The sequence below is a fragment of the Mumia sp. zg.B21 genome (assembly GCF_019550855.1).
Classification (GTDB): Bacteria; Actinomycetota; Actinomycetes; order Propionibacteriales; family Nocardioidaceae; genus Mumia.
On record NZ_JAHWCJ010000002.1, the window covers coordinates 244,203 to 269,488 of the forward strand.

General features: G+C 70.9%; 23 protein-coding genes. 14 read left to right on the top strand and 9 right to left on the bottom strand.

Translation table 11 applies throughout. The annotated features are described in order from the left end of the window. Positions 1-5: 5 nt before the first annotated feature. On the bottom strand, positions 6-416 hold the full coding sequence (locus KV100_RS09910) for a VOC family protein (RefSeq protein ID WP_220342809.1): 411 nt from the start codon (positions 414-416) through the stop codon (positions 6-8). Between the two features lie 89 nt (positions 417-505). Between KV100_RS09910 and paaK the strand changes: the two genes are divergently transcribed. After that, entirely contained in the window at positions 506-1,810 is a 1,305-nt protein-coding gene (gene paaK, locus KV100_RS09915; RefSeq protein WP_220342811.1) for a phenylacetate--CoA ligase PaaK, read from the top strand. Positions 1,811-1,813: 3 nt separating this feature from the next. On the opposite strand, the gene KV100_RS09920 is transcribed toward paaK, so the two are convergent. From KV100_RS09920 to paaZ, 3 genes are all read right to left on the bottom strand, one after another. Then, positions 1,814-2,971, bottom strand: a complete 1,158-nt coding sequence (locus KV100_RS09920) for a serine hydrolase (protein WP_220342812.1) — start codon at positions 2,969-2,971, stop codon at positions 1,814-1,816. 143 nt (positions 2,972-3,114) lie between these two features. Then, positions 3,115-4,611, bottom strand: coding sequence for a VCBS repeat-containing protein (locus tag KV100_RS09925; protein ID WP_220342814.1), 1,497 nt, complete (start codon positions 4,609-4,611; stop codon positions 3,115-3,117). Between the two features lie 130 nt (positions 4,612-4,741). After that, the gene (gene paaZ / locus KV100_RS09930) at positions 4,742-6,778 is read right to left on the bottom strand and encodes a phenylacetic acid degradation bifunctional protein PaaZ (protein ID WP_220342817.1); all 2,037 of its coding nucleotides are present in this window, start codon (positions 6,776-6,778) and stop codon (positions 4,742-4,744) included. A 155-nt stretch (positions 6,779-6,933) separates the two neighbouring features. Between paaZ and KV100_RS09935 the strand changes: the two genes are divergently transcribed. The 7 genes from KV100_RS09935 (at position 6,934) to paaI (ending at position 11,676) form a co-directional block, all read left to right on the top strand. Then, positions 6,934-7,368 (top strand): hypothetical protein, encoded by a 435-nt coding sequence (locus KV100_RS09935; RefSeq protein ID WP_220342819.1) that lies wholly within the window; start codon positions 6,934-6,936, stop codon positions 7,366-7,368. A gap of 108 nt (positions 7,369-7,476) precedes the next feature. After that, on the top strand, positions 7,477-8,418 hold the full coding sequence (paaA, locus tag KV100_RS09940; RefSeq protein WP_220342821.1) for a 1,2-phenylacetyl-CoA epoxidase subunit PaaA: 942 nt from the start codon (positions 7,477-7,479) through the stop codon (positions 8,416-8,418). Next, positions 8,415-8,708 (top strand): 1,2-phenylacetyl-CoA epoxidase subunit PaaB, encoded by a 294-nt coding sequence (gene paaB / locus KV100_RS09945; RefSeq protein ID WP_220342823.1) that lies wholly within the window; start codon positions 8,415-8,417, stop codon positions 8,706-8,708. Before paaA ends, paaB begins: the two co-directional genes overlap by 4 nt. A gap of 10 nt (positions 8,709-8,718) precedes the next feature. Beyond that, the gene (paaC, locus tag KV100_RS09950) at positions 8,719-9,666 is read left to right on the top strand and encodes a 1,2-phenylacetyl-CoA epoxidase subunit PaaC (protein WP_220342825.1); all 948 of its coding nucleotides are present in this window, start codon (positions 8,719-8,721) and stop codon (positions 9,664-9,666) included. Positions 9,667-9,668: 2 nt separating this feature from the next. Further along, on the top strand, positions 9,669-10,193 hold the full coding sequence (gene paaD / locus KV100_RS09955) for a 1,2-phenylacetyl-CoA epoxidase subunit PaaD (protein ID WP_220342826.1): 525 nt from the start codon (positions 9,669-9,671) through the stop codon (positions 10,191-10,193). Then, complete coding sequence (gene paaE, locus KV100_RS09960; RefSeq protein ID WP_220342827.1) at positions 10,193-11,281, top strand: 1,2-phenylacetyl-CoA epoxidase subunit PaaE; 1,089 nt, start codon at positions 10,193-10,195, stop codon at positions 11,279-11,281. The genes paaD and paaE overlap by 1 nt, the downstream gene beginning before the upstream one ends. Further along, the gene (gene paaI, locus KV100_RS09965) at positions 11,278-11,676 is read left to right on the top strand and encodes a hydroxyphenylacetyl-CoA thioesterase PaaI (RefSeq protein ID WP_301021671.1); all 399 of its coding nucleotides are present in this window, start codon (positions 11,278-11,280) and stop codon (positions 11,674-11,676) included. Before paaE ends, paaI begins: the two co-directional genes overlap by 4 nt. Positions 11,677-11,703: 27 nt before the next feature. Here paaI and KV100_RS09970 read toward each other — a convergent pair whose 3' ends face one another. After that, positions 11,704-12,318, bottom strand: a complete 615-nt coding sequence (locus tag KV100_RS09970) for a TetR/AcrR family transcriptional regulator (RefSeq protein WP_220342828.1) — start codon at positions 12,316-12,318, stop codon at positions 11,704-11,706. 74 nt (positions 12,319-12,392) lie between these two features. Here KV100_RS09970 and KV100_RS09975 point away from each other — a divergent pair, with 74 nt between their 5' ends. After that, positions 12,393-12,956, top strand: coding sequence for an HdeD family acid-resistance protein (locus KV100_RS09975; protein WP_220342829.1), 564 nt, complete (start codon positions 12,393-12,395; stop codon positions 12,954-12,956). 76 nt (positions 12,957-13,032) lie between these two features. On the opposite strand, the gene KV100_RS09980 is transcribed toward KV100_RS09975, so the two are convergent. The 3 genes from KV100_RS09980 to KV100_RS09990 form a co-directional block, all read right to left on the bottom strand. Continuing rightward, on the bottom strand, positions 13,033-14,304 hold the full coding sequence (locus tag KV100_RS09980) for a cytochrome P450 (protein ID WP_255566109.1): 1,272 nt from the start codon (positions 14,302-14,304) through the stop codon (positions 13,033-13,035). A 227-nt stretch (positions 14,305-14,531) separates the two neighbouring features. Next, complete coding sequence (locus KV100_RS09985) at positions 14,532-17,312, bottom strand: ExeM/NucH family extracellular endonuclease (protein WP_220342831.1); 2,781 nt, start codon at positions 17,310-17,312, stop codon at positions 14,532-14,534. A 25-nt stretch (positions 17,313-17,337) separates the two neighbouring features. Further along, positions 17,338-19,959: a 5'-nucleotidase C-terminal domain-containing protein gene (locus KV100_RS09990; RefSeq protein WP_220342832.1), complete on the bottom strand. Its 2,622-nt coding sequence runs from the start codon at positions 19,957-19,959 to the stop codon at positions 17,338-17,340. Between the two features lie 134 nt (positions 19,960-20,093). Between KV100_RS09990 and KV100_RS09995 the strand changes: the two genes are divergently transcribed. Both KV100_RS09995 and KV100_RS10000 read left to right on the top strand, forming a co-directional pair. Continuing rightward, positions 20,094-20,723 (top strand): YigZ family protein, encoded by a 630-nt coding sequence (locus tag KV100_RS09995; protein WP_308290253.1) that lies wholly within the window; start codon positions 20,094-20,096, stop codon positions 20,721-20,723. A 50-nt stretch (positions 20,724-20,773) separates the two neighbouring features. Next, entirely contained in the window at positions 20,774-20,983 is a 210-nt protein-coding gene (locus KV100_RS10000) for a PLD nuclease N-terminal domain-containing protein (RefSeq protein ID WP_220342835.1), read from the top strand. Between the two features lie 9 nt (positions 20,984-20,992). On the opposite strand, the gene KV100_RS10005 is transcribed toward KV100_RS10000, so the two are convergent. Further along, entirely contained in the window at positions 20,993-21,523 is a 531-nt protein-coding gene (locus tag KV100_RS10005) for a TetR/AcrR family transcriptional regulator (protein ID WP_220342837.1), read from the bottom strand. 28 nt (positions 21,524-21,551) lie between these two features. On the opposite strand from KV100_RS10005, the gene KV100_RS10010 reads away from it, so the two are divergent. The 3 genes from KV100_RS10010 to KV100_RS10020 are packed head-to-tail and all read left to right on the top strand — an operon-like array spanning position 21,552 to position 25,200. After that, positions 21,552-22,088 (top strand): 2Fe-2S iron-sulfur cluster-binding protein, encoded by a 537-nt coding sequence (locus tag KV100_RS10010; RefSeq protein ID WP_255566110.1) that lies wholly within the window; start codon positions 21,552-21,554, stop codon positions 22,086-22,088. After that, a complete protein-coding gene (locus KV100_RS10015) occupies positions 22,085-23,086 on the top strand; it encodes a xanthine dehydrogenase family protein subunit M (RefSeq protein ID WP_220342839.1) in 1,002 nt (333 codons plus the stop codon). Before KV100_RS10010 ends, KV100_RS10015 begins: the two co-directional genes overlap by 4 nt. After that, the gene (locus KV100_RS10020; RefSeq protein ID WP_220342841.1) at positions 23,083-25,200 is read left to right on the top strand and encodes a xanthine dehydrogenase family protein molybdopterin-binding subunit; all 2,118 of its coding nucleotides are present in this window, start codon (positions 23,083-23,085) and stop codon (positions 25,198-25,200) included. Before KV100_RS10015 ends, KV100_RS10020 begins: the two co-directional genes overlap by 4 nt. Positions 25,201-25,286: the final 86 nt, after the last annotated feature.

Genomic DNA, 25,286 nt, shown 5'->3' on the forward strand with positions numbered 1-25,286 from the left:
CTCGGTCAGCTGTTCACGGCCGCGATCTCGGCGTCGCTGCGCAGGATGCAGAACTCGTTGCCCTCCGGGTCGGCGAGGACCAGCCACCCTCCACCGTCGGGCTTGCGCAGGTCGTCGAGCGCGGTCGCGCCGAGCGCCAGCACGCGCTCGATCTCCTCGTCGCGCGTGCGGTCGGTCGGTCGGAGGTCCAGGTGGATGCGGTTCTTGACTTCCTTGCCCTCGGGGACCTCGATGAAGAGCAGCGGTCCGGCTCCCGCGCTGCCGTCGCTGGGCGGCACGATCATGCACTCGTCGTGGCCCGGCTCGTTGGGATCGCCCGGCACGTCGGTGTAGCCGGTCAGCACCTGCTTCCACCACTCGGACTGGGCGTAGGCGTCGTGGGCGTCGATGCTCGTGTGCGAGATGCGGCAAGACATACGAGGACCGTAGTGTCGTCGCTGTTCACGGTCGAACGGGTTTGGCCACAGGGGTAGGCATCCCCTCCGCTCTCTGCTGTGCTGTCGACATGACTCCGACCTCGCGAGGTGGCGGCCTCGAGGCGATCGAGACCGCGTCCGTCGACGAGCTCCGTGCCCTCCAGCTCGAGCGGCTGAAGACCTCGATCCGTCGCTGCTACGACCACGTGCCGCACTACCACGCGTCTCTCACCGAGGCCGCCGTTCATCCCGACGACATCCGCACGCTGGACGACCTCGCCCGGGTCCCGTTCACGACGAAGGCCGACCTGCGCGACAACTACCCGTTCGGGATGTTCGCCGTGCCCCGCGAGGATGTCGTCCGCATCCACGCCTCCTCGGGGACGACGGGCCGACCGACCGTCGTGGGCTACACGCGCGGTGACCTCGACGTGTGGGCCACGGTCGTCGCACGCAGCATCTACGCCGCGGGTGGCCGGCCCGGCAACGTCCTCCACAACGCGTACGGCTACGGGTTGTTCACCGGCGGGCTCGGCGCGCACGCGGGGGCGGAGAGGCTCGGTTGCACCGTCGTCCCCGTCTCCGGCGGGATGACCGAGCGGCAGGTCCGCCTGATCGAAGACTTCCGGCCCACGATCATCATGGTGACTCCCTCGTACATGCTCGCGATCGTGGACGAGATGGTCCGTCAGGGCGTCGATCCCCGGGCGACGTCTTTGGAGGTCGGCATCTTCGGTGCCGAGCCGTGGACCGACGAGATGCGCCGCGAGCTCGAGGAGATCCTCGGCCTGACGGCCGTCGACATCTACGGGCTGTCCGAGGTGATCGGTCCCGGGGTGGCGATGGAGTGTGCCGAGACCCAGGACGGGCTCCACGTGTGGGAGGACCACTTCTATCCCGAGATCGTCGACCCGTTCACCGACGAGGTCCTTCCCGACGGCGAGGAGGGAGAGCTCGTGCTGACCTCCCTGACCCGAGAGGCGATGCCGGTCCTGCGCTACCGCACCCGTGACCTGACGCGGCTCCTCCCGGGGACGGCTCGGACCATGCGGCGGATCGAGAAGATCACGGGGCGCAGCGACGACATGATCATCCTCCGCGGGGTGAACGTCTTCCCGACGCAGATCGAGGAGCTTCTCCTTCGGACGGCCGAGCTGTCGCCGCACTTCCAGTGCGTCCTTGGACGCGACGGGCGCATGGATGTGATGACAGTCGTCGTCGAGCACCGCCACGGGGTGGCGAGCGACGCGGCGCACGGTGCCGGTGAACGCGTCCGTTCTCAGGTGAAGGACACCATCGGCGTGACCGTCGAGATGAGGGTCGTGGCTCCCGACACGATCGAGCGCTCGGTGGGCAAGATGCGTCGAGTCGTGGACCGGCGCCGCGACCGCTGAGGATCACCGGGCGTGCCACGCCGCCCTCCAGAAGTCCTCGAACACCGCGGTCGGCTCGGGCGAGGACCACATCTGGTTGACGAGCAGGATGCCCACGACGTCGGCGGCAGGGTCGACCCAGAACGTCGACCCCAGCCCGCCGTCCCAGCCGTACGCCCCCGCACGGCGGCCGTCGTGGAGGTCGGTCGTCTTCACCCCGAAGCCGAGCCCCCACCCCGAGGTGTCGTCGGCTTCGATCCTGCCGACGCGCGGGCGGACCGCCTCGGTCAGCACCTCGGTGGACACCACGCGGCTCCCGTCGTCGGCCACTCCGCCGGCGCGGAGCATCCGCGCAAGCGCGTACAGGTCCGTCACGGTCGAGACCAGCCCGTCACCGGCGTTGGGGAAGGCCGGCGGTCGCGACCACTGACCGTCGCTCCCGTCGTACGGCACCGCCGGCGCACCTGCTTGGGACGGGAGCCAGAGCGGCCCCAGCGTCCCGATCTCCCCGGGACCGACGTCGAAGCCGGTGCGCGTCATCCCGCACGGCTCGAGAACCCGTGCGCCGAGGACGTCGGGCAACGGCGCCCTCGCGGCGCGCGCGACGAGAACCCCCAGCACCTCGCTCCCCGAGTGGTAGAGCCACCGCTCGCCCGGCTGGTACGACAGCGGGACGGAGCCGACGGCCCGCATCCACGTGTCCGGATCGGGGTTCGCCTGTGGGGCAGGCGGTCCGGACTGGAGCCCGAGTGCTCCGAGCGCGGACAGGACAGGCCCAGGGAACGGTCCGGTGAAGTCGAGACCGATCCCGAGCCGCAGCTCGAGCACGTCGCGAACCGTGATCGAGCGCCGCGCGGGCACGGTGTCGTCGAGCGGCCCGGCCGGGTCGCGCAGCACCTGGCGGTCGGCCAGCTCTGGGAGCCAGCGCTCGACGGGGGCGTCGAGGTCGAGGGTGCCGTCGTCGATCAGCGTGAGCGCGGCCACCGCCACGACGGGCTTGGTGACCGAGGAGATCCGAAAGACGGTGTCGGTACGGACGGGGGTCGGGTCGTCCGGTCCGTACGACCCGTGTGCACCGAGCGCGACCTCCTCGCCGCGGGCGACCAGCCACGCGAGCCCGGGCGGGTCCTCGCGTTCGACGTGAGGACGGACGGCTTCGGTGATGCGGGTCTGGAGGTCCACGGGGTTCCCTTCTCGGACGGTCGCAGCACCGACCGGCTCGGGACGCCGAACTCATCGGCGCCGACACCCCACGGCCGGACGCCGAAGGGCGGGCCGTCAGGATCGACGGCCCGCCACGGCGGGATCACGGAGTCAGACGTGGATCAGGACGTCGGGCTCCAGATCCCGATCTTGTTGTTCTCGAAGCTCGAGAACGTGATGTCGTTGGTGCCGTCGCGGTCGAGGTCGGCGATCTTGGCGCCGCCGGCCTGCCCCCAGCCTTCCGACTCGGGCAGCACGTGCTGCTGGAAGGTGCCCGGGGCCGTCTGCTCGAGCCAGTAGAGGCGGAACGCCCCGTCGCCGGACACCGCGAGGTCGAGGTCGCCGTCGCCGTCGATGTCGCCGAATCCCGTCTTGCCGGGCGCCGCCTGCCCCGGGCGTGGGCTCGCCGTGAAGTCGGCGCCCGGGTCGACGCCGGCGGCCAGCGGAGCAACCGTCCAGGGGGTGCGGGGGTCGGCTCCCGGGGTCATGAGGAAGACGTCGGGCTTGGCGCGGAGGAACACCGGGGGCCCGGGGTTGCCGGGCGTCGTGTTCGTGTGGTTCACGCCGACCCAGCGATCGGTCCCGTCGCCGAACAGGTTCTCGACGCGGTGGATGCTGAACGACGGTCCCTGCCCGCGGCTGATCTCGTGCATCACGAAGTCGGACGCGGTGAGGCCGTCGGCGGCGTCGCCGACCCGCTCGAACCAGACGAACGACGCCTCGCCGGTGGGCGGCCCGAGCACCGCAGGGCTCACCCCGAAGTACTGCGCCGACGCGACGTCGAGGTCACCGTCTCCGTCGACGTCGGTGACCACCGGGCTGCTTCCGCCGCGGTCGGCCAGGGTGACGGGAGCGGCGAACCTGCCCTTGCCGTCGCCCTTGAAGAACTGCAGCGCGACGACGTCGTCGGTCGTGTCGGAGGCGTTGAAGCCCTGTTCGCCGACCGTGACGAGATCCTTGCGTCCGTCGCCGTCGAAGTCCACGTGCTGGAGGTCGTGATAGGCGAACGGGCTGTCGGTGAGGATGTCGTGACGCTTCCAGTCGCGCAGCCGGGCGCGGCACTCCTTGAGCTGCGAGGCGCCACGGGAGGCGACGACGCACTTCGCGAGCGCGAGGACCTCACGGACGCTGCGCGGGGTGTCGCGGTTCTCCCACCAGGTCAGCGAGCCGCGGCTGAATCCCATGCCGCTGTCCCAGAAGTAGCCCGCGGGCTGGATGACGTCGACGTCACCGTCTCCGTCGACGTCGGCGAGCGTCGGCTCGCTCGGGAAGATGATCCCGTCGGACGGCTCGATCACCGGAGTGGTCTTCCAGGTGTCGACGCCTCCGCCGCGCCGGCGGCCGGCGTTCGTGTAGAGCGTGACGCTGCCCGGCTCGGGGAGTGCGGCCGGTCCTTGCATGGTGAGAGCCCCATAGGTGGTCGACACCAGCTCCGGGCGCGGGTCACCGACCACGTCGCCGACGGCGGTGAAGGCCGGGCCGACGGCGTCCTCGGTGACGAGGGTGCGGGTGAACTCGGGCGGCTCGGCCATCGCCGGCGAGAGACTGGCCGCCACCACGGCGACGGACGTCGTCACCAGCGCTACGGCGGTCGCGGTCGTACGTGCGGGGGTACGCATGGGCGCTGCTCCTCGGTGATCGCTGTTCCCATTAATGGAACACCGTTTCGATCTGCCGTGAACTGTCGCACACAGAGGCGCGCCCCGTCGAGACCCGTTGTCACGGAAGATCGAGAAGGAGCAGGTGCTGTCAGGCGTCCCAGGTCTTCGCGACCAGCGTCAGGACGTCGTACGTCGCGACCGGCTCGCTGTGGCGGTTCGTCACCTGTGCGTCCCACCGAACCTCGCCGTAGTCGGCCGTCGTGCGCGGGGTGATCTCCTTGACGGTGAGCGTCACCGCGATCGCGTCGTCGGCCTTGACCGGGGTGAGGAAACGCAGGTTGTCGACGCCGAAGTTGGCCAGCACCGGCCCTGGGTCAGGGTCGACGAAGAGACCGGCGGCGAGCGACACCAGGAGATAGCCGTGCGCCACGATGCCGCCGAAGAGCGGGTTCGCCGCCGCGGCCTCCTCGTCGGTGTGGGCATAGAACGTGTCGCCGGTGAGTGCCGCGAACGCGTCGATGTCCTCCCGCGTCACCGTCCGTGGCTCCGAGGCGATCGTGTCGCCGACGCGCAGGTCGGCCAGGCTCTTGCGGAACGGGTGGACCGAGGCCTCCCGGCGGTCGGACCCCGGCGTCCAGCGGCCGGTGATCGCGGTGAGCATGTCCGGCGAGGCCTGGACGGCCGTGCGCTGCATGTGGTGGAGGACGCTGCGGATGCCACCCAGCTCCTCGCCCCCACCGGCCCGGCCGGGCCCGCCGTGGACGAGGACCGGGAGCGGTGAGCCGTGACCGGTCGACTCGGCGGCGTCGTCGCGGTCGAGGACGAGGATGCGGCCGTGCCACGGCGTGAGCCCGAGGGTGAGCGTGCGCGCCACGGCGGGGTCGTGGGTCACGAGCGAGCCCACCAGGCTCCCGCGACCGCGGGCCGCCAGCGCGATCGCGTCGTCGAGGCCGTCGTAGGTGAGCACCGTGCTCACCGGACCGAACGGCTCGACGTCGTGCGGCTCGGTCGCGCCATCTCGCGCCCGCAGCAGCACCGGCGCCATGAAGGCGCCGCGCTCAGCGTCGCCGTCGACGCCCTCCACGCGGTCCGGGTCGCCGTAGACGATCTCCGCGGAGCTGCGCAGCGCCTCGACGGCCTTGCGGACCTCGTCGCGCTGGGCGAGGCTCGCGAGCGGGCCCATGCGGACACCGGCATCGCGAGGGTCGCCGACCGTGACCCGCGCGAGGCGTGCGGCGATCGCGTCGACCACCGTGTCGGCCATGCCTGCCGGGACGAGGACGCGGCGGATCGCGGTGCACTTCTGGCCCGCCTTGACCGTCATCTCGGTGACGACGCCCTTCACGAAGAGGTCGAGCTCGGGGTCGTCGGCGGTGACGTCGGGGCCCAGGATGGAGCAGTTCAGGGAGTCGGCCTCGACGCCGAGCCGTACGCCGCCGGTGGCGACCGACGGGTGGGCTCGCAGCACGTTCGCCGTGTGCGCGGAGCCGGTGAAGGCGACCGAGTCCTGCGGGCCGAGCTCGTCGAGGAGCGTCCCTGCGCTGCCGGCGACGAGCTGGAGGGTGCCGTCGGGCAGGAGGCCGGACTCGATGACCCGGCGCACGAGGGCCTCGGCGACGTACGCGGTGGGGCTGGCCGGCTTCACGATCGTGGGGAGCCCCGCGAGGAAGGCGGGGGCGAGCTTCTCGAGCATCCCCCACGCCGGGAAGTTGAAGGCGTTGATCTGGACCGCGACGCCGGGACGCGACGTGAAGACGTGTTGTCCGACGAAGGTCCCGCCCTTCCCGAGGGGTTCCGGCCGACCGTCGAGGACGATCGTGTCGTTGGGCAGCTCGCGCGTGCCCTTGCTCGCGTAGGAGAAGGGGGTGCCGATGCCGCCGTCGACGTCGACCATCGCGTCACGCTCGGTGGCGCCGGCGCACGCCGACAGCCGGTAGAGCTCGTCCTTGCCGGCGCCCAGGTGCTTCGCCAGAGCCTTGAGGATCCCGGCCCGCTCGTGGAACGTGAGGCTGCGGAGCGCGGGACCGCCGACCTCGCGGGCGTACGCGACCATGGCGCCGAGGTCGAGACCGGTGCTCGAGATCGTCGCGACGACCTCACCGGTCGAGGCGTCGAGGAGTGGGCGGCCCTCGTCCGGTGCGGCGTACCAACGGCCTGCGGTGTAGCTCTCCAGCAGCGTGCTCACGTGTCCCCCTCGACGTCGTCGGCGCGGTCTTCGGTCCACGCTATTGCAGAACGATCGGTCAGTAAATGTCTGTCGTTCTTGCATCAGGCCCGCGCGCGCGCTGGCAGTGCTACCTTCCCGGGACGCGAGGTGGCAGTGGGACGATCGGAGAGCGGATGTCAGGCGAGGTCACGATCAGCGAGGACGAGGCTCGGGAGGCGCAGAGCGTCCTTGTCGACGAGTTTGGTCTCCTCTTCATGTCGCTGCTTGTCGTCACGGTGGTGCTCGGTCGACCGTGGCCCGCCGTGCTGGTGGTGGCGGCACTCGCGCCGATGCTGCAGGTTGGCTCGGTCTGGGCGCTTCTTGCCGGTCACGTTCGGATGCACTCGGTGCTGTCCAAGGGCGTGTATGCCCTTTTCTTCCTCGGATTCCTCCTCTTCGTCGTGCTCGACGTGACGTCGCCGGCGCCCAACTCGCTGAGCGATGTGGTCCGTGTCATCGGGGCGGGTGTCCTCGTTGTCGCCGGCGTGGCGTACTGGAAGCTGTCGGGACCTGTCGCGAGAGCGCTCCTGAAGGACGAGACGGTCGTCCGCAACGTTCTCGCCGACTGACCGACAGGCCCAGAACGGGCGCCGCCTCCCGGCGGGGATTGCCTTCACGGCGACGGTGTGTCACGATTTACAGACCGATCGGTCAGTAATGTGCGAACCGGAGGCACCATGACGACGACGGTCGACGAGGCGCAGCTCCTCGAGGACTTCGAGCACACCGTGGCCCAGCACGACCGCATCGAGCCGCGCGACTGGATGCCCGAGCGCTACCGCAAGACGCTCGTACGGCAGATCGCGCAGCACGCGCACTCCGAGATCATCGGGATGCAGCCGGAGGGCAACTGGATCACGCGGGCTCCGTCTCTGCGTCGCAAGGCGATCCTGCTCGCGAAGGTGCAGGACGAGGCCGGTCACGGGCTGTACCTCTACTCAGCGACGGAGACGCTCGGGGTCTCCCGCGACGAGCTCACCCAGATGCTCCTGGAGGGGCGCCAGAAGTACTCCTCGATCTTCAACTACCCGACGCTCTCGTACGCCGACGTCGGCACGATCGGCTGGCTGGTCGACGGCGCCGCCATCTGCAACCAGGTGCCGCTGTGCCGGACGTCCTACGGCCCGTACGGGCGGGCGATGATCCGGATCTGCAAGGAGGAGTCGTTCCACCAGCGGCAGGGCTACGAGCTCCTGATGACGATGATGCGCGGCACCGACGAGCAGCGCGCGATGGTCCAGGAGTCGGTCGACCGCTTCTGGTGGCCGTCGCTGATGATGTTCGGTCCGCCCGACGACCAGTCGCCCAACACGGCGCAGTCGATGGCGTGGGGCATCAAGCGCGACACCAACGACGACCTGCGCCAGAAGTTCGTCGACATGACCGTGCCGCAGGCCGAGGCGCTCGAAGTCACCCTTCCCGACCCCGAGCTCGCCTGGAACGCCGATCGTGGGCACTACGACTTCGGCTCTCCCGACTGGGAGGAGTTCGCGCAGGTGGTCGGTGGCAACGGACCGTGCAACGCCCAGCGGATCGCGCATCGCCGACGTGCCCACGACGAGGGCGCGTGGGTCCGTGAGGCCGCGATGGCCTTCGCGGCGAAGCAGGAGGACGCGTGAGCGGGGTCAAGAGCGAGTGGCCGTTGTACGAGGTGTTCGTCCGCGGCAAGCGAGGCCTCAACCACGTCCACGTCGGCTCCCTGCACGCCGCCGATGACGAGATGGCGGTGCGGCACGCGCGCGACGTCTACACCCGGCGCAACGAGGGCGTAAGCATCTGGGTCGTCCGTGCCGACGCGATCACCGCGTCGAGTCCCGACGAGAAGGACCCGCTGTTCGCCCCGAGCGGTGACAAGGTCTATCGGCACCCCACGTTCTACGACATCCCCGAGGACGTCCCGCACCTGTGAGGAGGTGAGCATGTCCCACGATCCCGAGACCTCGACGCAGACCAGCCCGTACGAGGACCTCTACGGCGGTGGCGACGCCGCGCACTGGGCCTTCGGCACCGGGTTCGAGGACCCGCTCGCCGGCCTCGGGGCGGGCGCGGCGGCGGCCGTGCCGGAGGGCGTCTCGCCGCGCGACCTCGCAACCTACTCGCTGATGCTCGCCGACGACGCGCTCGTGATGTCGCACCGGCTCTCGCAGTGGTGCAGCAACGCTCCCGACCTCGAGGACGACGTCGCCCTCGCGAACATCGCGCTGGACCTGCTCGGCCAGGCCCGTCTGCTGCTGACCCGCGCGTCCGCCGCCGACCCGGCCGTCGTCCCGACACTCCCGGAGGGGTCACCGGTGCCGGCCGAGGACGCGCTCGCCTACTTCCGCGGCGACCAGGACTTCCTCAACGTGCGGCTCGTCGAAGGCGAGGACACCGACTTCGCCGAGGCGGTGGTGCGGCTCCTGCTCTTCGCGACCTGGCGGCTGGCGCTGCTGTCACGGCTGCGCGACAGCAGCGACCCCGTCCTCGCCGCGGTCGCCTCGAAGGGCGTCAAGGAGATGACCTACCACCGGGACTACGCCGGACGCTGGTTCGTGACGCTGGCCCAGGGCACGGAGGGGTCGCGTGCCCGTCTCCTCGCCGCTCTGGACCGGCTGTGGCCGATGCGGCCAGAGCTCACCGAGGGGCACGCGGTGGAGAGCCGCCTCGCGCAGTGCGGCGTCGGCGTCGACCCGACGACGGTCGGCGACGAGGTCGACGACGTCCTCGGGCAGGTGTTCGCCGCCGCCGACGTCGCACGTCCCGACGCAGCGGGACTGGCCGGCGTGCAAAGGCGGACCGGCCGCGACGGGTTGCACACCGAGGCGTTCGGCCGGATGCTCGCCGAGATGCAGGTCGTGGCGCGGGCCCACCCGAGAGGGCGGTGGTGATCATGGTGTCGACCCGCGCCGCTGGCCCGACGTCGGGGCACGCCGCGTACGAGGTCGTCCGGCGCGTCACCGATCCCGAGATGCCCATGCTCACCCTCGACGACCTGGGAGTCCTGCGGGGCGTCGAGATCGGCGGCGACGGCCGGGTCGTCGTACGCCTCACTCCGACCTACTCGGGCTGCCCGGCCGTCGCCACGATGCGCGACGACCTGGTCCGGAGCCTCCACGAGGCAGGGTTCGCCGACGTCCACGTCGAGCTGGTGCTCTCCCCCGCCTGGTCGAGCGACTGGATCACCGCGCGAGGACGCGAGGCTCTCGCCGAGCACGGACTGTCCGTGCCCGGATCCGCGCTCCGCCACGACGGCCCCGTCCCCCTCACCCTCGCGCCGGTACGGCGGGCCGTCACCTGCCCGCGCTGCGGATCGGCGTCGACGGAGGTCTCGTCGGAGTTCGGCCCGACGCCGTGCACCGCGCTCTATCGGTGCCAGACGTGCTGGGAGCCGTTCGAGCACGTCAAGGAGATCTGATGACGGTGACAACACCGGCACCCCCCCAGCGCCGTACCGCCCGCTTCCACCCGCTGCCCGTCGCGGACGTGGAGCGGCTGACCGACGACGCGGTGGCGGTGACATTCGCGGTGCCTGCGGACCTCGCCGACCAGTTCGCGTTCGCCGCCGGTCAGTCGGTCACCCTGCGCCGCGTCGTCGAGGGCCGTGAGGAGCGCCGGTCGTACTCGATCTGTGCCCCTGTCGGCGCCGCCCTCCGGATCGGTGTGCGCGAGATCCCGGACGGACTGTTCTCGCGCTGGCTGTCCCGAGAGGTCGGACCGGACACGGTCATCGACGTGCAGACCCCGACCGGGAGCTTCCGCGCCGACCCGGACCGAGGCGGCCGGCACCTGTGCATCGCCGCTGGGTCGGGCATCACGCCGATGTTGTCCATCGCGAGCACCGTCCTCACCCACCCGGACGCGTCGGTCACCCTCCTGTACGGCAACCGCACCACGACCACGGTGATGTTCGCCGAGGAGCTCGCGGACCTCAAGGACCGGTACGGCGCTCGGCTCGAGCTGGTGCACGTGCTGTCGCGAGAGCCCCGTGACGTCGAGCTCTTCTCCGGCCGGCTGGACGCCGCCCGACTCCGACAGCTCCTCACCCTTCTCGTGCCGGTGAGCGACGTCGACCACGCGTGGGTGTGCGGACCGCACCCGATGCTCCTCGACGCCCGGGCCGTCCTCACCGAGCTCGGCGTGCCGCCCGAGCGGGTCCACGCCGAGCTCTTCTACGTCGACGAGCCGCCTCCGGAGGTGCAGCGCGTCGATGCCGTCGTCGACGGCGCGACCAGCGAGGTGACCGTCGTCCTCGACGGACGGCGCACGACGACCACCGTGCCGCGGGCGACCACCGTGCTCGAGGGGGTCCAGCAGGTGCGCGCGGACCTGCCGTTCGCGTGCAAGGGCGGGGTGTGCGGGACCTGCCGGGCGATGCTGTGCGACGGCGAGGTGGAGATGCGGCGCAACTACGCCCTCACTCCCGAGGAGCTCGAGCGGGGGTTCGTGCTGACCTGCCAGTCCCGGCCGGTCGCCGACAGCGTGACCGTGGACTTCGACGCGTGAGCGAGGCGATGTGGGAGGCCGACGAGGCGAGCCGAGCGCTCGGGATGAGGCTTGAGGAGCTGCAGCCCGGCAGCGCCCGGGTGTCGATGGAGGTGCGTGAGGACATGGTCAACGGGCACGACCTGTGCCACGGTGGCCTCGTCGCGACGCTCGCCGACAGCGCCTTCGCGCTCGCCTGCAACGGCGACGGCACGCCCACCGTCGCCGCGGGATTCGACATCACGTTTCTCGAGCCCGCCCGCCACGGCGACACGCTCGTCGCCGAGGCGTCGCAACGGTCACAGCGAGGACGGTCGGGGGTCTACGACGTGACGGTACGCCGCCGGTCCGACGCGACGGTGGTCGCGGAGTTCCGCGGGCGCAGCCGCACCCTCGGCCCCACGCCCGGGCGCTGAGCCGGGCACGTCACCGCGACGCGCGGGTCACGGGCGTACGGCGAGCCCGTCGAAGGCCAGCGTCGCGACCGCGTCGGCCAGAACCTGCGCGTCGACCGGACCATCCGGCCGGTACCACTCGACGAGCGAGTTCACCGTGCCGAAGATGAGCCTGCTGATCAGGTCCGGTGCGATGTCGCTGCGCAGCGACCCGTCGTCGACGGCCTCCTGGACGAGCGCCGCCAACCGCTCGTCGATCTGACGTCGGCGGGCGAGCGCACGGAGCTCGACCTCGCTGTTGCCGTGTACGCGCAACAGCAGGGTCACCGACGGCAGGTGAGCCACCAGCACCGCCACGCTCTCCCGCACCGCCGTGCGCAGGCGCTCGTACGCCGAGCCGTCCTGCGGCCGGGACGCCTCGTCGATCACGGCCTCGAGACTGTCGAGCGCCTCGTCGAGCGCGAGGGCGAGAAGGTGCTCCTTGCTGGGCACGTGGTGGTAGATCGCGGACTTGGTCAGACCGAGCTCGCGGGCGAGGTCACCCACGCTGGTGGCGTCGTACCCCTGCCGGATGAAGACGTCGATCGCCCGCCGCAGCACCGTCTCCTGGTCGTAGCCGGGGCGCCCGCGGCGGGGGCTGCCCTGCGTCGACCCGGTCGCCATGGTCCCAGCGTCTCACGCCCGTACGCCCGCGTGTCCCCGTGCTCACCACCCTCGGCCCCCCTAGTGTGCGAGACATGACGGATCTTGCAGGAGCCATCACCTCGGCGGCGAGAACCGCGTGGTGGATCGTCGTCGTCCGAGGACTCCTCGCCGTCGTCCTCGGCATCGTCGCGCTGGTCTGGCCCGGACCGACCGCCCGCGTGATCATCGTGCTGTTCGGCGTCTGGGCGCTGGTTGACGGCATCATCGCCCTCGTCAGCATCATCACCGGGGGCGGCCGGTCGTGGGGGTGGCTGCTGCTCGAGGGCGTCCTCGGCATCGCTGCCGGCATCATCGCCTTCCGCGCGCCGGTGACGGTGGCTCTCGCGCTCGTCCTCCTGATCGCCTTCTGGTCGATCATGATCGGCGTGCTCGAGATCTCGGGATCCCTCCAGGTCCGTCAGGTCCCCGGCAGCGGGTGGGGTTGGCTGCTCGCCTCCGGTGTCGTCTCGATCGTCTTCGGCATCCTGCTCTTCGTCTGGCCCGATCTCGGCTTCGCGACGCTCATCACCCTGATCGGCATCTACGCCCTGGCGCTCGGCGTGGTCTGGCTGATCACGGCCTTCATGATCCGCAAGGACCTGAAGGCGCTCGCGTAGGCCCCTGGACGCCAACGCCCCACGCTGCGACCAGGGCCGTGGGGCGTTGTGCTGGACGGGTCGCGACGCGACGTCGTCAGCCGTACAGACGGACCGGCATTGACTCCACGCCGTAGACGATCGAGCGCTGCCGGAACCTGAGCTCGCGCGGGTCGCACGCGAGCGTCATGTCGGGGAAGCGGCGGAAGAGGCGGGGGTAGGCCGAGCGCAGCTCCATGCGCGCGAGCTCCGCACCGACGCAGCGGTGGAACCCGTGACCGAACGCGACGTGCGACACGGGCCAGTCGCGATGAGGGTTGAAGTTCTCGAGGTCGGGGCCGCCGGTGCGGTGGTCGCGGTTGGCGCCGGACAACGAGCACACGACCACGTCGCCCTTGGCGATGCGCTCGCCGAAGAGGTCGTGCTCGGCCTTGGCGAAGCGCGGGAACGCCAGCTGCACGACGGTGAGATAGCGCAGCATCTCCTCCACGACGCTGTTGGCGAACGTGTCGTCCTCGATGAGCTGCGTGCGGGCGGCAGGATCACCCATCAGCACCAGCGCGCCCAGCGCGATCGTGCTGGCGGTGGTCTCGTGCCCGCCGGTGAAGACGCCGTCGGCGAGACCGCCGAGGTCGTAGTCGGAGATCGCGTCACCGACCTCCTCGATGATCTTGCCGATGAGTCCGTCGCCTGGGTTGTCGCGCTGCGCCTTGGTGGCGTTCATGAGGAACGTCCGTGACTCCGAGATGGCGCCGAAGCTGCCGGCGCCGCCCCCCGAGACGTCGAAGCGCGCCGATCCCAGCGCGAAGAACTCCTCACGGGACTCGTCGGGGAGCCCGAGAAGCTCGCAGATCACCAGGAACGGCACGGCGAAGGCGAAGTCCTCCATCAGGTCGACGTCGGGGCCCTTCTGCTCCATGACGTCGAGCTGGTGCTCGATGATCTCGGTGATCTTGGGCGTCAGCCGCGCCAGGCGACGCATCGTGAACTCGGGGGTGAGCAGCTTGCGAAGCCGTGTGTGCTCGGGCGGATCGGTGAAGCCGAGGCCGCCGATGTCACCGTCGGCCGCGCCGACGGTGCCGACGAACGGCCGGATGTCGTTGCTGTACGAGGTGCGGTCGGCGAGCACCGCCAGCGACTCGGTGTGACCGGTCACCAGCCAGATGTTCATCCCGAACAGGCTCGCGAGCCGCTTCACCGGGGCCTCGGCCCGGACCTTGCCGAGCGCCGGGATGGGGTCGAGGCCGTCCCGGCGCAGCGGCATCAGCCACCGGTTGGGGACGAAGGTGAGCTTGGAGAGGTCGATCCCGTCCCTCTGCGACCTCAGGACCGTCCGCTGCGCGGCCCACGTCAGGAGATCGGTCGTCATGTTCCGCATAGTCCGACCAGGTTAGCGTCGCACGGGTCCGATCCTTGCCTCATATCCCGGATCTCAGGGATATCCCTGAGGGCGTCCAGCGCCGCGCGCTCCTCCTCGGTCGAAAGCTCGTCGCGGTAGCGGCGGACGAAGTCCTCGTACGGGAGCCCTTCATGTCAGCCACGGAGGCCTCGACCGTGCACGGCGGGGTCGCCACCAGGACGACCCCGCCGTGACCGTCAGAACCCGAGCACCCGCGCGGTCACCGTGGTCTCCGACGGCGCGTGCGTCGCGTCACCGGTGTAGCGGACCGTGAGCTGGTGGGTCCCCGGCTTGAGTGCCCTGGCCGGGACCGCCACGAGCGTCACGCCTGCGACGAGCCGCTGGCTGGCGAGGACGGTGTCGCCCTTGAGGACCTGGACCGTCCCCGTGGCGCGAGGCTTCACCTGGGCCGCGACGATCGGACCGAACAGCGGGGAGAGACCGGGCGTCGCCACGGCGCGCACCGTCGTCGGGGTCAGCTGCTCCTCGAGGGCGATCCCGACGAGCGCCGGGTCGTGGTCGCTCGAGCGGAACGGGCCTGCGTCGTAGAAGTTGGTCGCGTTGCCGTTGTAGCGGCTGTACTCGTAGGCGATCGACTCCATGGCGTTGATGGACCAGACGCCCATGCCCGTGATGTCCGCCGCCGCGGCGGGCGACGCGAGCACGTGGTCGAGAGACCCGATCTCGCCGTCGAACTGGTAGGTCTCGGCGGTGTCGTAGGTCTCCTCGAGATCGACGTAGCCGGCCTCCCGCAGGACGGTGATCGGGTCCTCCTGGGAGTAGGCGTTGAAGTCGCCCGACAGATAGACCTTGTCGGTGCCCGCCGTCTCCTTGACGGTGTCGGCGAACGCGACCAGCGCGCGGGCCTGGGCCACCCGCTCCACCGTGCCCGCCCCCTGGTCGGCGTCGGGCGTGCCGGACCGCTTCGACTTGAAGTGGTTGACGATCGCGACGAAGCGGTCGTCCTCGGTGCCGGCGACCGGCTGGAACGCCTGGGCGAGCGGCTCGCGGGCGTCGTCGAACGCGGGTTCGCCGACGAGCACCGTCGACGCACCGACCGGCGCCAGGACCGCCGGCTTGTAGATGAACGCCGTACGGATGAAGTCCTGGTCGGCGACCAGAGGCAGCGCCGCGGCGTCGGGCGACGGGACGTACGCCCACGTGCCGGCGCCGGCAGCCTCGTTGAGCGCCTGGGTGAGCGCGGCGAGGGCCGCGTCGCGGTCCTTGCCGAACTTCACGGAGTTCTCGATCTCCTCGAGCGAGACCACGTCGGCGTCGAGAGCGTTGATCGCGGCCACGATCTTCTTCTCCTGGCGCTCGAGCTGGACGGTGGTCGCGGCGCCACGGGGACCCGCCTGGCCGACGCACTCGTCGACCGTCGTCGGGACACCCTCGCGGTCGACGAAGTACGTGCACGAGATGCCGGTGGTGGCCTCGTACTCCTCACCGGTGGTGACGAAGTAGTTGAGGACGTTGAACGCGGCGAGGCTGAAGTCGCCCCCGACGGCCGGCGGCGAGGCAGGACGCTCCGCCCCGCTGAACGTCGCCGGGAGGACCCCGTTGGCGTCGTCGGCGGTGAGCTGCGCGGTGGGCTGGAGCTTCCAGGTGCTGTTGCGGTAGTCGAGGACCACGTCCTTGGTGAACGTCGCCGTCGCCCCGACCCGGATCGTCGTGTCGTCGTCGATCCACGGTTGAGGCGTGTTCTTGCCGGCACCGGTGTAGTTGGTCGAGGAGCCGTCGTCGAGGGTGATGCGACGGGTCGCGTTCTCCGCCTTCACGGCCTGCGAGGCGGCGCCCGGAGCCGCGACCTCTGTCGGGACGTACAGGGGAGAGTCACCGGCCGCGAGGCCGATCTCGGCGAACGTGTTGGTGGTGTAGTTGTTCGTCACGGTCAACGGACCCGCCGGGGCGACGAGCATGCCCTCGAGCCGCTCGCGACCCGCGTCGCCGAGGGGCAGTGCGAGCGGGGTCGGCTTGACCGCGTCCGCCGGCTCGTCGAGCACGACGACGTCGGCTGCGGCCGGGGTGAGCTGGGTCATCCCGCCGAACTCGCTGACCGGACCCGTCACCTTGACGTGGTCGTCCTTCTCGACCAGGGCGACCGCGGCACCGCCGAAGACGAAGATGCCGTCGGAGGCGTCCGGAGTCGCGTCGTCCTCGCCGCCGCTGCCCGCGGTCTGGAGGTAGAACCCGTTGAAGCCGCCGGTCTTGTACGCGGCCGTGACCACGCCCTGCGTGATGACGGTGTCACCGACGTACGGGCTGGCGTCGCCGGTGCCCTGGATGGCGGCGACGGTCCGCTCGACGACGGGGTTCGGGCCTGGGACGCACGCCTGTCCGCACGCGGTCGGTGTCGGCGCACCGGCCGTGAAGTCGGCGCTGTTGTCGTCCGTGTCTGCTCCACCGGTGCGGTTGAGCGACGACGTCACCGAGTAGCCGTCAGCCTTCGGGGCGGTCTCCGCGGTGGTGGACACGCCGTACCCGAGGAGGTCGACCACATCAGGATCGGCGAGCACGGCGGCACCGTCACCGGTGAGCGTGTCGGCCGTCTTCGTCAGCGCCAGCGTGCCGCCGTTGGCGTTGCCCGAGAAGGCGATCGTGGACGTCACGTCGGGCGTCGGCAGCGGAGCACCGTTGGCCGCATTGGCGTTGCCGCTCAGCAGGTAGTGACCCCCGGCCGGGATCGTCCCCGACAGGGCGATCTTGCCGGTGAACGCCGAGGTCGACGAGTAGGAGCGGTACTGCACCGTCCATCCGTCCACCGTCACCGGCTCGCTGGTCGGGTTGTGGAGCTCGACGAACTTGTTGAGGTACGTCGCGCCGGCGCTCCCGCCGTTGAGGTAGGCCTCGTTGATGACGAGATGGTCGGCCGGTGCGGCGCTGGCGGGAGCGGCGACCGCGGCGAGCGTCCCCGCCGCGAGCGCGCCCGCGGCGAGGAGCGACGTCGTCCGGACGGCGCGTCGAAGAGATGAAGACACTGGTGATCCTCCTGGATCCGTGCGGTCAGCGGCGCTTCTTGACGGTGACGGTCAGCGTGTCGCTGCTGGCCTTCACGGTGGAGGAGCCTCGGTAGGTGATCCGGAGCTTCTTCGTGCCCTTGCTCCTGAACTTCTTGAGAGTGATCGTCGCCCGGCCGTTGCGGACGGTTGCCGTGCCGACCTTGTTGCCCTTGAAGGTCACGACGACCTTCCCGTTGGCCGGCACCCCGGTCGTGGTGCGGACGACGACGGAGACCTTCGCCTTCGTCCTCTTCGCCCGGATCGTGCGGGTCTTCTTCTTCGCCTTGGTGGCCGACGCCGCCTTGGCGACCGAGATCGAGACCGTGGTGCTGGACGCACTGGTCCTGCTGTCACCGGAGTAGCTGACCGTCAGGGTGTGACGGCCGGGTCGCAGCGCCTTCTTCTTGATCGGGACCGTGACCTTGCCGTTCTTGACGGAGCCGGTGCCGAGGATCTTCGTGCCCGCCTTGACGGTCACGGTGCCGGTGGCGCTCGGCGGGGTGACGGTCACCTGGACGGCGCCGCCCTTGCCGTAGGTGCTGCCACGGACGACGGCCTTGATCGAGGAGGACGCCTTGACGACGATCACCGGGACACGTGCGACGGTGCCTGACGGCTGCGCGGTGACGGTCAGGTCGTACGTGCCCGGGGCCTGAGGTGCCGTGAACTCGACCGTTGCTGCGCCGTTCACGACCGGCACGTCGCCGAGCGGGGTGCTCCCGAGCTTGGCAGTCAGCGTCGTGTTCTGAGGGCTGTCGAGCGAGGTCAGGTCGAGCTTCTGGAACGTGACGCTGCCGGTGGCGCCGGGCAGGAGCCTTGCCGGTGCTGCGTCGAGCCGGACCGAGCGGCGGGCGAACGACGGGCTGAGCGGCGAGCTCTCCTCGAGGTAGGCGATCCACGCGTCTCGGTCGACGAGACCGGAGTCCTTGGGCGCCTCGCCCTCGGTGAAGACGCGGAAGTTGTCACCGCCGGTCGCGAGGAAGCTGAAGGTGCCGATCCGGTAGTTCTTGGTGGGGTCGAGCGGCGCTCCGTCGATCGTCACCGAGTCGATGACGCCCTTCTTGGCGCCGGGGTTCGCCGGGTCGTCGACCTCGTGGAACGTGTAGGAGACGTTGTCGGAGAGGCCGAGCTGAAGGTACGAGCGGCTGGGCACGTTGCCGTCTGCGTCGCGCTGCCACTGCTGCTCGAGCATCGTGACGAACTGCTCACCGGTCAGCGTCACCGACCACAGGTTGTTGGCGAACGGGAGCACGGCGTTGGCCTGCGCGTACGTCACCACACCGTCGGCGTCGGTCGGCACGGTGGTGTCGGGGGCGTACATGAGGTCGGAGCGCAGACCGCCCGGGTTCACGACGCCGATCTCGGCGTTGCCGCCCAGGTCGTCGCCGAGGCGCTCACGCAGTGCGTTGGCGACGAGGCCGCCCAGGGTCGATTCCGAGCCGCGGTCGTCGCGGACACCGCTGGCGGTCGGTGTCGGGTGGAAGTAGCGGCCGTCCTGGTAGGTGCCGCCGGTGAGCGCGGTGGTGATGTCGTCGGTGATCGTGGCCTTGCGAACGTTGCCGACCTCGGCAGCGCGGGCGAGCGCGGCGTCGACGATCGTCTTGACCGCAGCGACCCGCGGGTACTGCGCGACCAGGTCGGCGTCGGCGGTGGTGGTGCGGGCGACGACCGCGCGGGTGTACGCGGTCACGTCGTCGGTCGCGGTGTCGACGGTGAGCTCGACCTTGGCGACCCCCTCGCCGTAGTTGCCGGACTGCACCAACGGGCGTGTGCCCGTGCTGCCTGGGATGGGCGCGTCGTAGGCGTAGCGCTGGTGGGTGTGGCCGGTGAAGATCGCGTCGACCGCGGCGACCGTGTCGTTGACCAGGTGCGCGAAGACGGGGCTCGCGGCCACCTGCTGCGGCAGCGTCGCGGCGGGCTCGGAGAGCGGCGCGCCCTCGTGGTAGCTGGCGATCACCACGTCTGCCTCGCCGTTGGCGTCGTTGCCGTCCTTGAGCTCGCCGGCGACGCGGTTGACCGCCTCGACGGGGTCTCCGAACTCGAGGTCGGCGATGCCTGCGGGCCGCACCAGGGACTTGGTCTCCTCGGTCACGACGCCGACGATCGCGACGTCGACGCCCTTCACCGTGTACTGCGCGTACTCGGGAAGGGCCGGGTCGTCGGTGCCCTTCTCGTACACGTTGGCGCCGAGGAAGACCGGTGTGCCGAAGCGGTTGTCGCCCATCCGTGGGACCACACGGTCGGTGAGGTCGGCGAAGCCCTGGTCGAACTCGTGGTTGCCGACGGCGGAGTTGTCGAGCTGGAGGGCCTTGAGGACGTCGATCGTCGGGTTGTCCTGGTCGATGGCCGACGCGAAGAGAGAGGCACCGAAGTTGTCACCGGCGGCGACGAAGACCGTGCTGTCCTCGCCCGCGGCAGCGCGCAGCTGCTCGACCGTGCCGGCGAACTTCACGGTGTTGCTGTCGATCCTGCCATGGAAGTCGTTGATGCCGAGGAAGGTGAGCTTCACCTCGTCCGCGGGCGCCGCCGACGCCGACGGGGCGAAGGACAACGGGGCTGCCACGAGGGCGGCGGTTGCGGCGAAGACGGTGCTCCGACGCAGCAGAGTACGGTGAGTGGGTCGCATCAGGGGCTCCTCGAGAGACGTGATCCCGCTGACCATAAGCGAGCGGGGGTGTCCAGCGCTTCCGCAAACTGTGACGGTTCGGCCACGATCGGATGGCAACTGTTGGCGATCCTGGCACATCGGCGGGAGGTCCTGTGGCGCGCGACCACTATCTCGTCCCCGCTGGCGCGGCGGAGGCCGCGATCGAGGTCAAGGGATCGCGCTTCCTCGGGTGGGTGCGACGGGTCGACTCCGAGGACGAGGCGCGCGCGTACGTTGCTGAGGCCCGACGCCGGTTCTGGGACGCACGCCACCACTGCTCGGCCTTCGTGATCGGCGCGGACGGGGCACTCCAGCGCAGCAACGACGACGGCGAGCCGAGCGGTACGGCGGGAGCGCCGATGCTGGAGGTCCTCGTACGGCGCGAGGTCCGCGACGTCGTCGCGGTGGTCACCCGCTGGTTCGGTGGGACCCTGCTCGGTGCCGGTGGGCTGGTCCGCGCCTACTCCGAGACGACGGCCGCCGCCCTGGACGCGGCCGGTGTCGTGCGCCGCGAGCTGCGCACGCGCGTCGAGGTCACGGTCTCGCACGGGGAGGTCGGCAAGGTCGAGAACGAGCTGCGTGCCCGCGGGGTCGCGATCCTCGGCGTCGACTACGGCGCGGGTGACGTCGTCCTCACCGCCGCCGCACACCCGGGTGCGGTGGCGTCGATCGCGGAGCTGGTCGCGGCGATCACCCACGGCTCCGGCGGGGTTGCGGCGGGTGGCACGCTCTGGGTGCCGTGACGCCCGGCCAGTGACCCGCCGGCGGGCCGGGCGCGAGTACGGTGAACGGCATGACGACACGATGGTCCGACCTCACCACGCGCCAGAGGCGTGCCGTGGTCCTCGTGGGAGCTACCGAGGTCGTGCTCACCACCGCGGCGTTGACGAGCCTCGCCCGTACGCCCTCGACGCGCCTCCGCGGACCGAAGGCGGCGTGGATCGCCGGATGCTTCGTGCAGCCCGTCGGGCCGCTCGCCTACTTCCTCGTCGGGCGGCGCTGACCCGTCTCGTCAGAGGGCGTCGAGGCGGCCGAGGACGTCGCGGACGTGCTCCAGCGACCGCTTGTGCGCGAGACCCGTGGTGTCGTCGAAGTAGAGCCCGTCACCGATGAGCTGGACCGTACGGGCGAGCGCGTCGTCGCCGTAGTGCTCGGCCAGGACGGCGAACCACCCGTTGCGGAGCTCCGCCAACGTCTCGCGCGCTCGGACGTCGTCCTGCGCGACGCGGGAGGCGGCGATCAGCCCGCGGTCGAACGCCGACCCGGTGTCGACGGACGTCTCCAGGTAGTAGCGGACCGGTCCCTGCGGGGCGTCCTTCATCTTCAGGACGTCGGCGCGGCCCTGCTCTCGGAGCCGGTCGAGCATGGCGTCGACCATCGCGTCCTTGCTCGGGAAGTGGTAGAGCAGGCCGCCCTTCGACACCTCGGCGCGGGCTGCGACGGCGTCCAGCGTGGCGATCCTGCCGCCGCCCTCGACGAGGAGCATCTCGAAGGCGTCGAGGATGCGGTCACGGGTGGAGGCACCGTCGGATCGGGCGGACATGCGAGCACTCTAGCGAGGCGTTCTCGGCATGGACGCCCGCCCGATCGGGTACCACTCCCGCATGGATGCCGACATCACGCTGTTGGTCGACGGTCGGTCGCGGACCCTCACGGTCGACACGCGCACGACCCTGCTGGACGCCTTGCGAGAACGGCTCGGCATCGTCTCTCCTAAGAAGGGGTGCGACCACGGCCAGTGCGGATCGTGCACGGTGCTCCTGGACGGACGTCGCCACCTGACCTGCCTCGCGCTCGCCGTCTCCTTCGACGGCGCGGAGATCGTCACCTCGGACGGGCTCGCCGCGGACGGCCTGCATCCGGTCCACGAGGCGTTCCTCGAGCACGACGGCTACCAGTGCGGCTACTGCACCCCGGGCCAGGTCTGCTCCGCGGTCGGGGTGATCGAGGAGGCGAAGCAGGGACACCCCAGCCACGTCACCGATGACCTCGAGGGCGACGTCGAGCTCGACGACGACGAGATCCGCGAGCGGATGAGCGGCAACCTGTGCCGCTGCGGAGCGTACCCCGGCATTCTCGCCGCGGTGCGTGAGGCGGCACAGGCATGAGGGCCTTCGACTACGTCCGGCCGACCGATGCGCAGGAGGCCGTCCGGGCGGTGGCGGGCAATCCGCGGGCACGGTTCCTCGCCGGGGGCACCAACCTCGTCGACCACCTCAAGCTGGGCGTCGCCGAGCCCGAGGTCCTGGTGGACGTGAGCCGGTTGCCGCTGGACCGCATCGAGGAGTACGACGACGAGCACGGCGCCGGTCTGCGGATCGGCACGAACGTCCGCAACAGCGACCTCGCCGCGCACCCGTCGGTGAGGTCGCGGTTCGAGGTGATGGCGCGCGCCCTCCTGGCCGGCGCCTCCGGCCAGCTCCGCCACCAGGCGACGACCGGCGGCAACCTGCTGCAGCGGACCCGGTGCGTCTACTTCCAGGACGTGACCACCCCCTGCAACAAGCGCGACCCTGGCAGTGGCTGCTCGGCCATCGGCGGGTACGGCAGGTACAACGCGATCCTCGGCGCCAGCGAGGCGTGCGTGACGACCCACCCCAGCGACCTCGCCGTGGCGCTCGCGGCTCTCGACGCGACGGTGATCGTGCTCGGCGTCGAGGGTGAACGGCGGGTGCCGCTCCGCGACCTCCACCGGCTGCCCGGCCACCATCCCGAGCGTGACACCGTGCTCGACCCCGCCGACCTCGTGACGGCCGTCGAGGTCCCGTGGTCGGCGGCCGGGCACCGCTCGACGTACCGCAAGGTCCGCGACCGGGCCTCGTACGCCTTCGCGCTGGTGTCGGTGGCTGCCGTGCTCACGATCGAAGACGGGCTCGTGGACGACGTCCGGATCGCGTGGGGAGGCGTCGCTCACAAGCCGTGGCGGGCCGAACGGGCGGAGGCGCTGCTGCGTGGACAGGAGCTGACCGAGGAGGCGGTCGTCGCCGCCGTCGAGGACGAGCTCGCCGACGCGCAGACCGACGACGAGACGGCCTTCAAGCCGGCCATGCTCCGACGGACGACGGCGTGGACGCTCCTCGCCCTGGCGGAGGGGCGGACGCGATGATCGAGCACCCGACGAGGCCGATCGACGCCCACGCGGTCGGGTCCGACCTGCGCCGGGTCGACGGTGTGGAGAAGGTCACCGGCCGGGCGGCGTACGCGGTGGAGCACGGCGAGCCGGACGGCGTCACCGATCCCCTGCACCTGTGGCTCGTGACGTCCACGATCGCCAAGGGCCGGGTCGTCGACGTCGACGGTGGCGCCGCCACGTCGCACCCCGGTGTGGTGGCGGTGCTCGACCACACGAACGCGCCGCGGCTGGACGACACCAGCAACGGCGAGCTCGCGATCCTCCAGGACGACGCGGTCGGCTTCCGCGGCCAGATCGTCGCGCTCGTGCTCGCCGAGTCGTCCGAGGCTGCGCGGGAGGGTGCGGCGCTCGTCCACGTCCGCTATCGCGCCGAGCCGCACGAGGCCGAGCTGCGCGAGGACAACGCCGACGACAAGCCCGAGGTCGTCAACCCCTCGATGGACACCGACACCTCCGAGGGTGACGTCGACGCGGCGCTGTCCGAGGCAGAGGTCGTCGTGGCGGAGACCTACAAGACGCCGTACGAGCACAACAACCCGCTCGAGCCCCACGCGACGGTGGCCTGGTGGAGCGAGGACGGTGGCCAGCCGACGCTGACGATGTTCGACTCGACCCAGGGCGTCCACGGTGTCGTGCAGGCGATCGCGCCGATGCTCGGCCTGGAGCCGGATCAGGTGCGGGTCCGAGCGCCGTACGTCGGCGGCGGGTTCGGCAGCAAGGGCGAGGCGCACGCCCACGTCGTCGCCACGGCGATGGCGGCGCGGACGACCGGCGGACGGCCGGTCAGGCTCGCCGTGACCCGGCAGCAGATGTTCTCCCTGACCGGCTACCGCACGGCGACCTTCTCCCACCTCCGGCTGGGTGCCCGCCTGGACGGGACCCTGACCGCGGTCGAGCATGCCGTGCAGGAGCAGACCTCGGTCATCCGGGAGTTCGCCGAGCAGACGGCGGCGCCGACCCGGATGATGTACGCCGCGCCGAACCGCCGTACCAGCCACCGTCTGGCGCGGCTCGACGTGGCGGTCCCGTCGTGGATGCGTGCGCCGGGCGAGATGCCCGGGATGTACGCCCAGGAGACCGCCATGGACGAGCTCGCGGTCGCGGTCGGGGTCGACCCGATCGAGCTGCGCGAGCGCAACGAGCCGGAGGTCGATCCGGAGACGGGCAAGCCGTTCAACGAGCGGAGGTTGGTGGAGTGCCTGCAGCGAGGGGCGGACCGGTTCGGGTGGGACACGCGCCCGCCCGCGCCGCGCGCGACCGTCGACGGTGACTGGTGGATCGGCACCGGCGTGGCCTCGGCGACGTACCCCGCGATGAGGTCCCCGGGCAACGCTGCCCGTGTCCGCTCGCTCGGCGACGGGCGCTACGCCGTCGCGATCGGCGCCGTGGACATCGGGACCGGTGCCCGGACGGTCCTGACGCAGATCGCCGCCGACGCGCTCGGGGTCGGTACGGACGCCATCGAGCTGGCGATCGCCGACTCGTCGCTCCCGCCGGCGAGCGTGGCCGGAGGATCGTCGGGCACCAGCTCCTGGGGCACGGCGATCGTCGCCGCGGCGCAGCAGTTCCGCGATGACCACGGAGAGGCGCCCGACGCCGGCGTGGAGACGACGGCCTCGGCGGCGGCCAACCCGGCGACCGAGGAGTATGCGTTCCACTCCTTCGGTGCGGTCTTTGCCGAGGCACGTGTGCACCGGTGGACCGGCGAGGTGAGGGTGCCGAGGCTGCTCGGCGTCTACTCGGTGGGCCGGATCGTCAATCCGACCACGGCGCGGTCGCAGCTGCTCGGTGGCCTCGTGATGGGGCTCTCGGCGGCGTTGTTCGAGGAGTCGTACCGTGACCCGCGCTTCGGTCACGTCGTCACGCAGGACCTGGCGACCTACCACGTCGCCTCGCACGCCGACGTCCTCGGCATCGAGGCCGAGTGGCTCGAGGAGTCCGACGAGTCGTTCACCCCGATGGGCTCGCGCGGGATCGGCGAGATCGGGATCGTCGGTACGGCCGCCGCGATCGCCAACGCGACGTTCCGCGCGACCGGGATCCGGGTCCGCGACCTCCCGTTGACGGCCGACCACTTCCTGGCCTGAGTCACCGCTCCCCAGGGCTGGTGGCGAAGAACACCACCCCTCGGCTTGAGTCGCGCGGTCTCGAAACTGTACCGTCTGGACGGGAA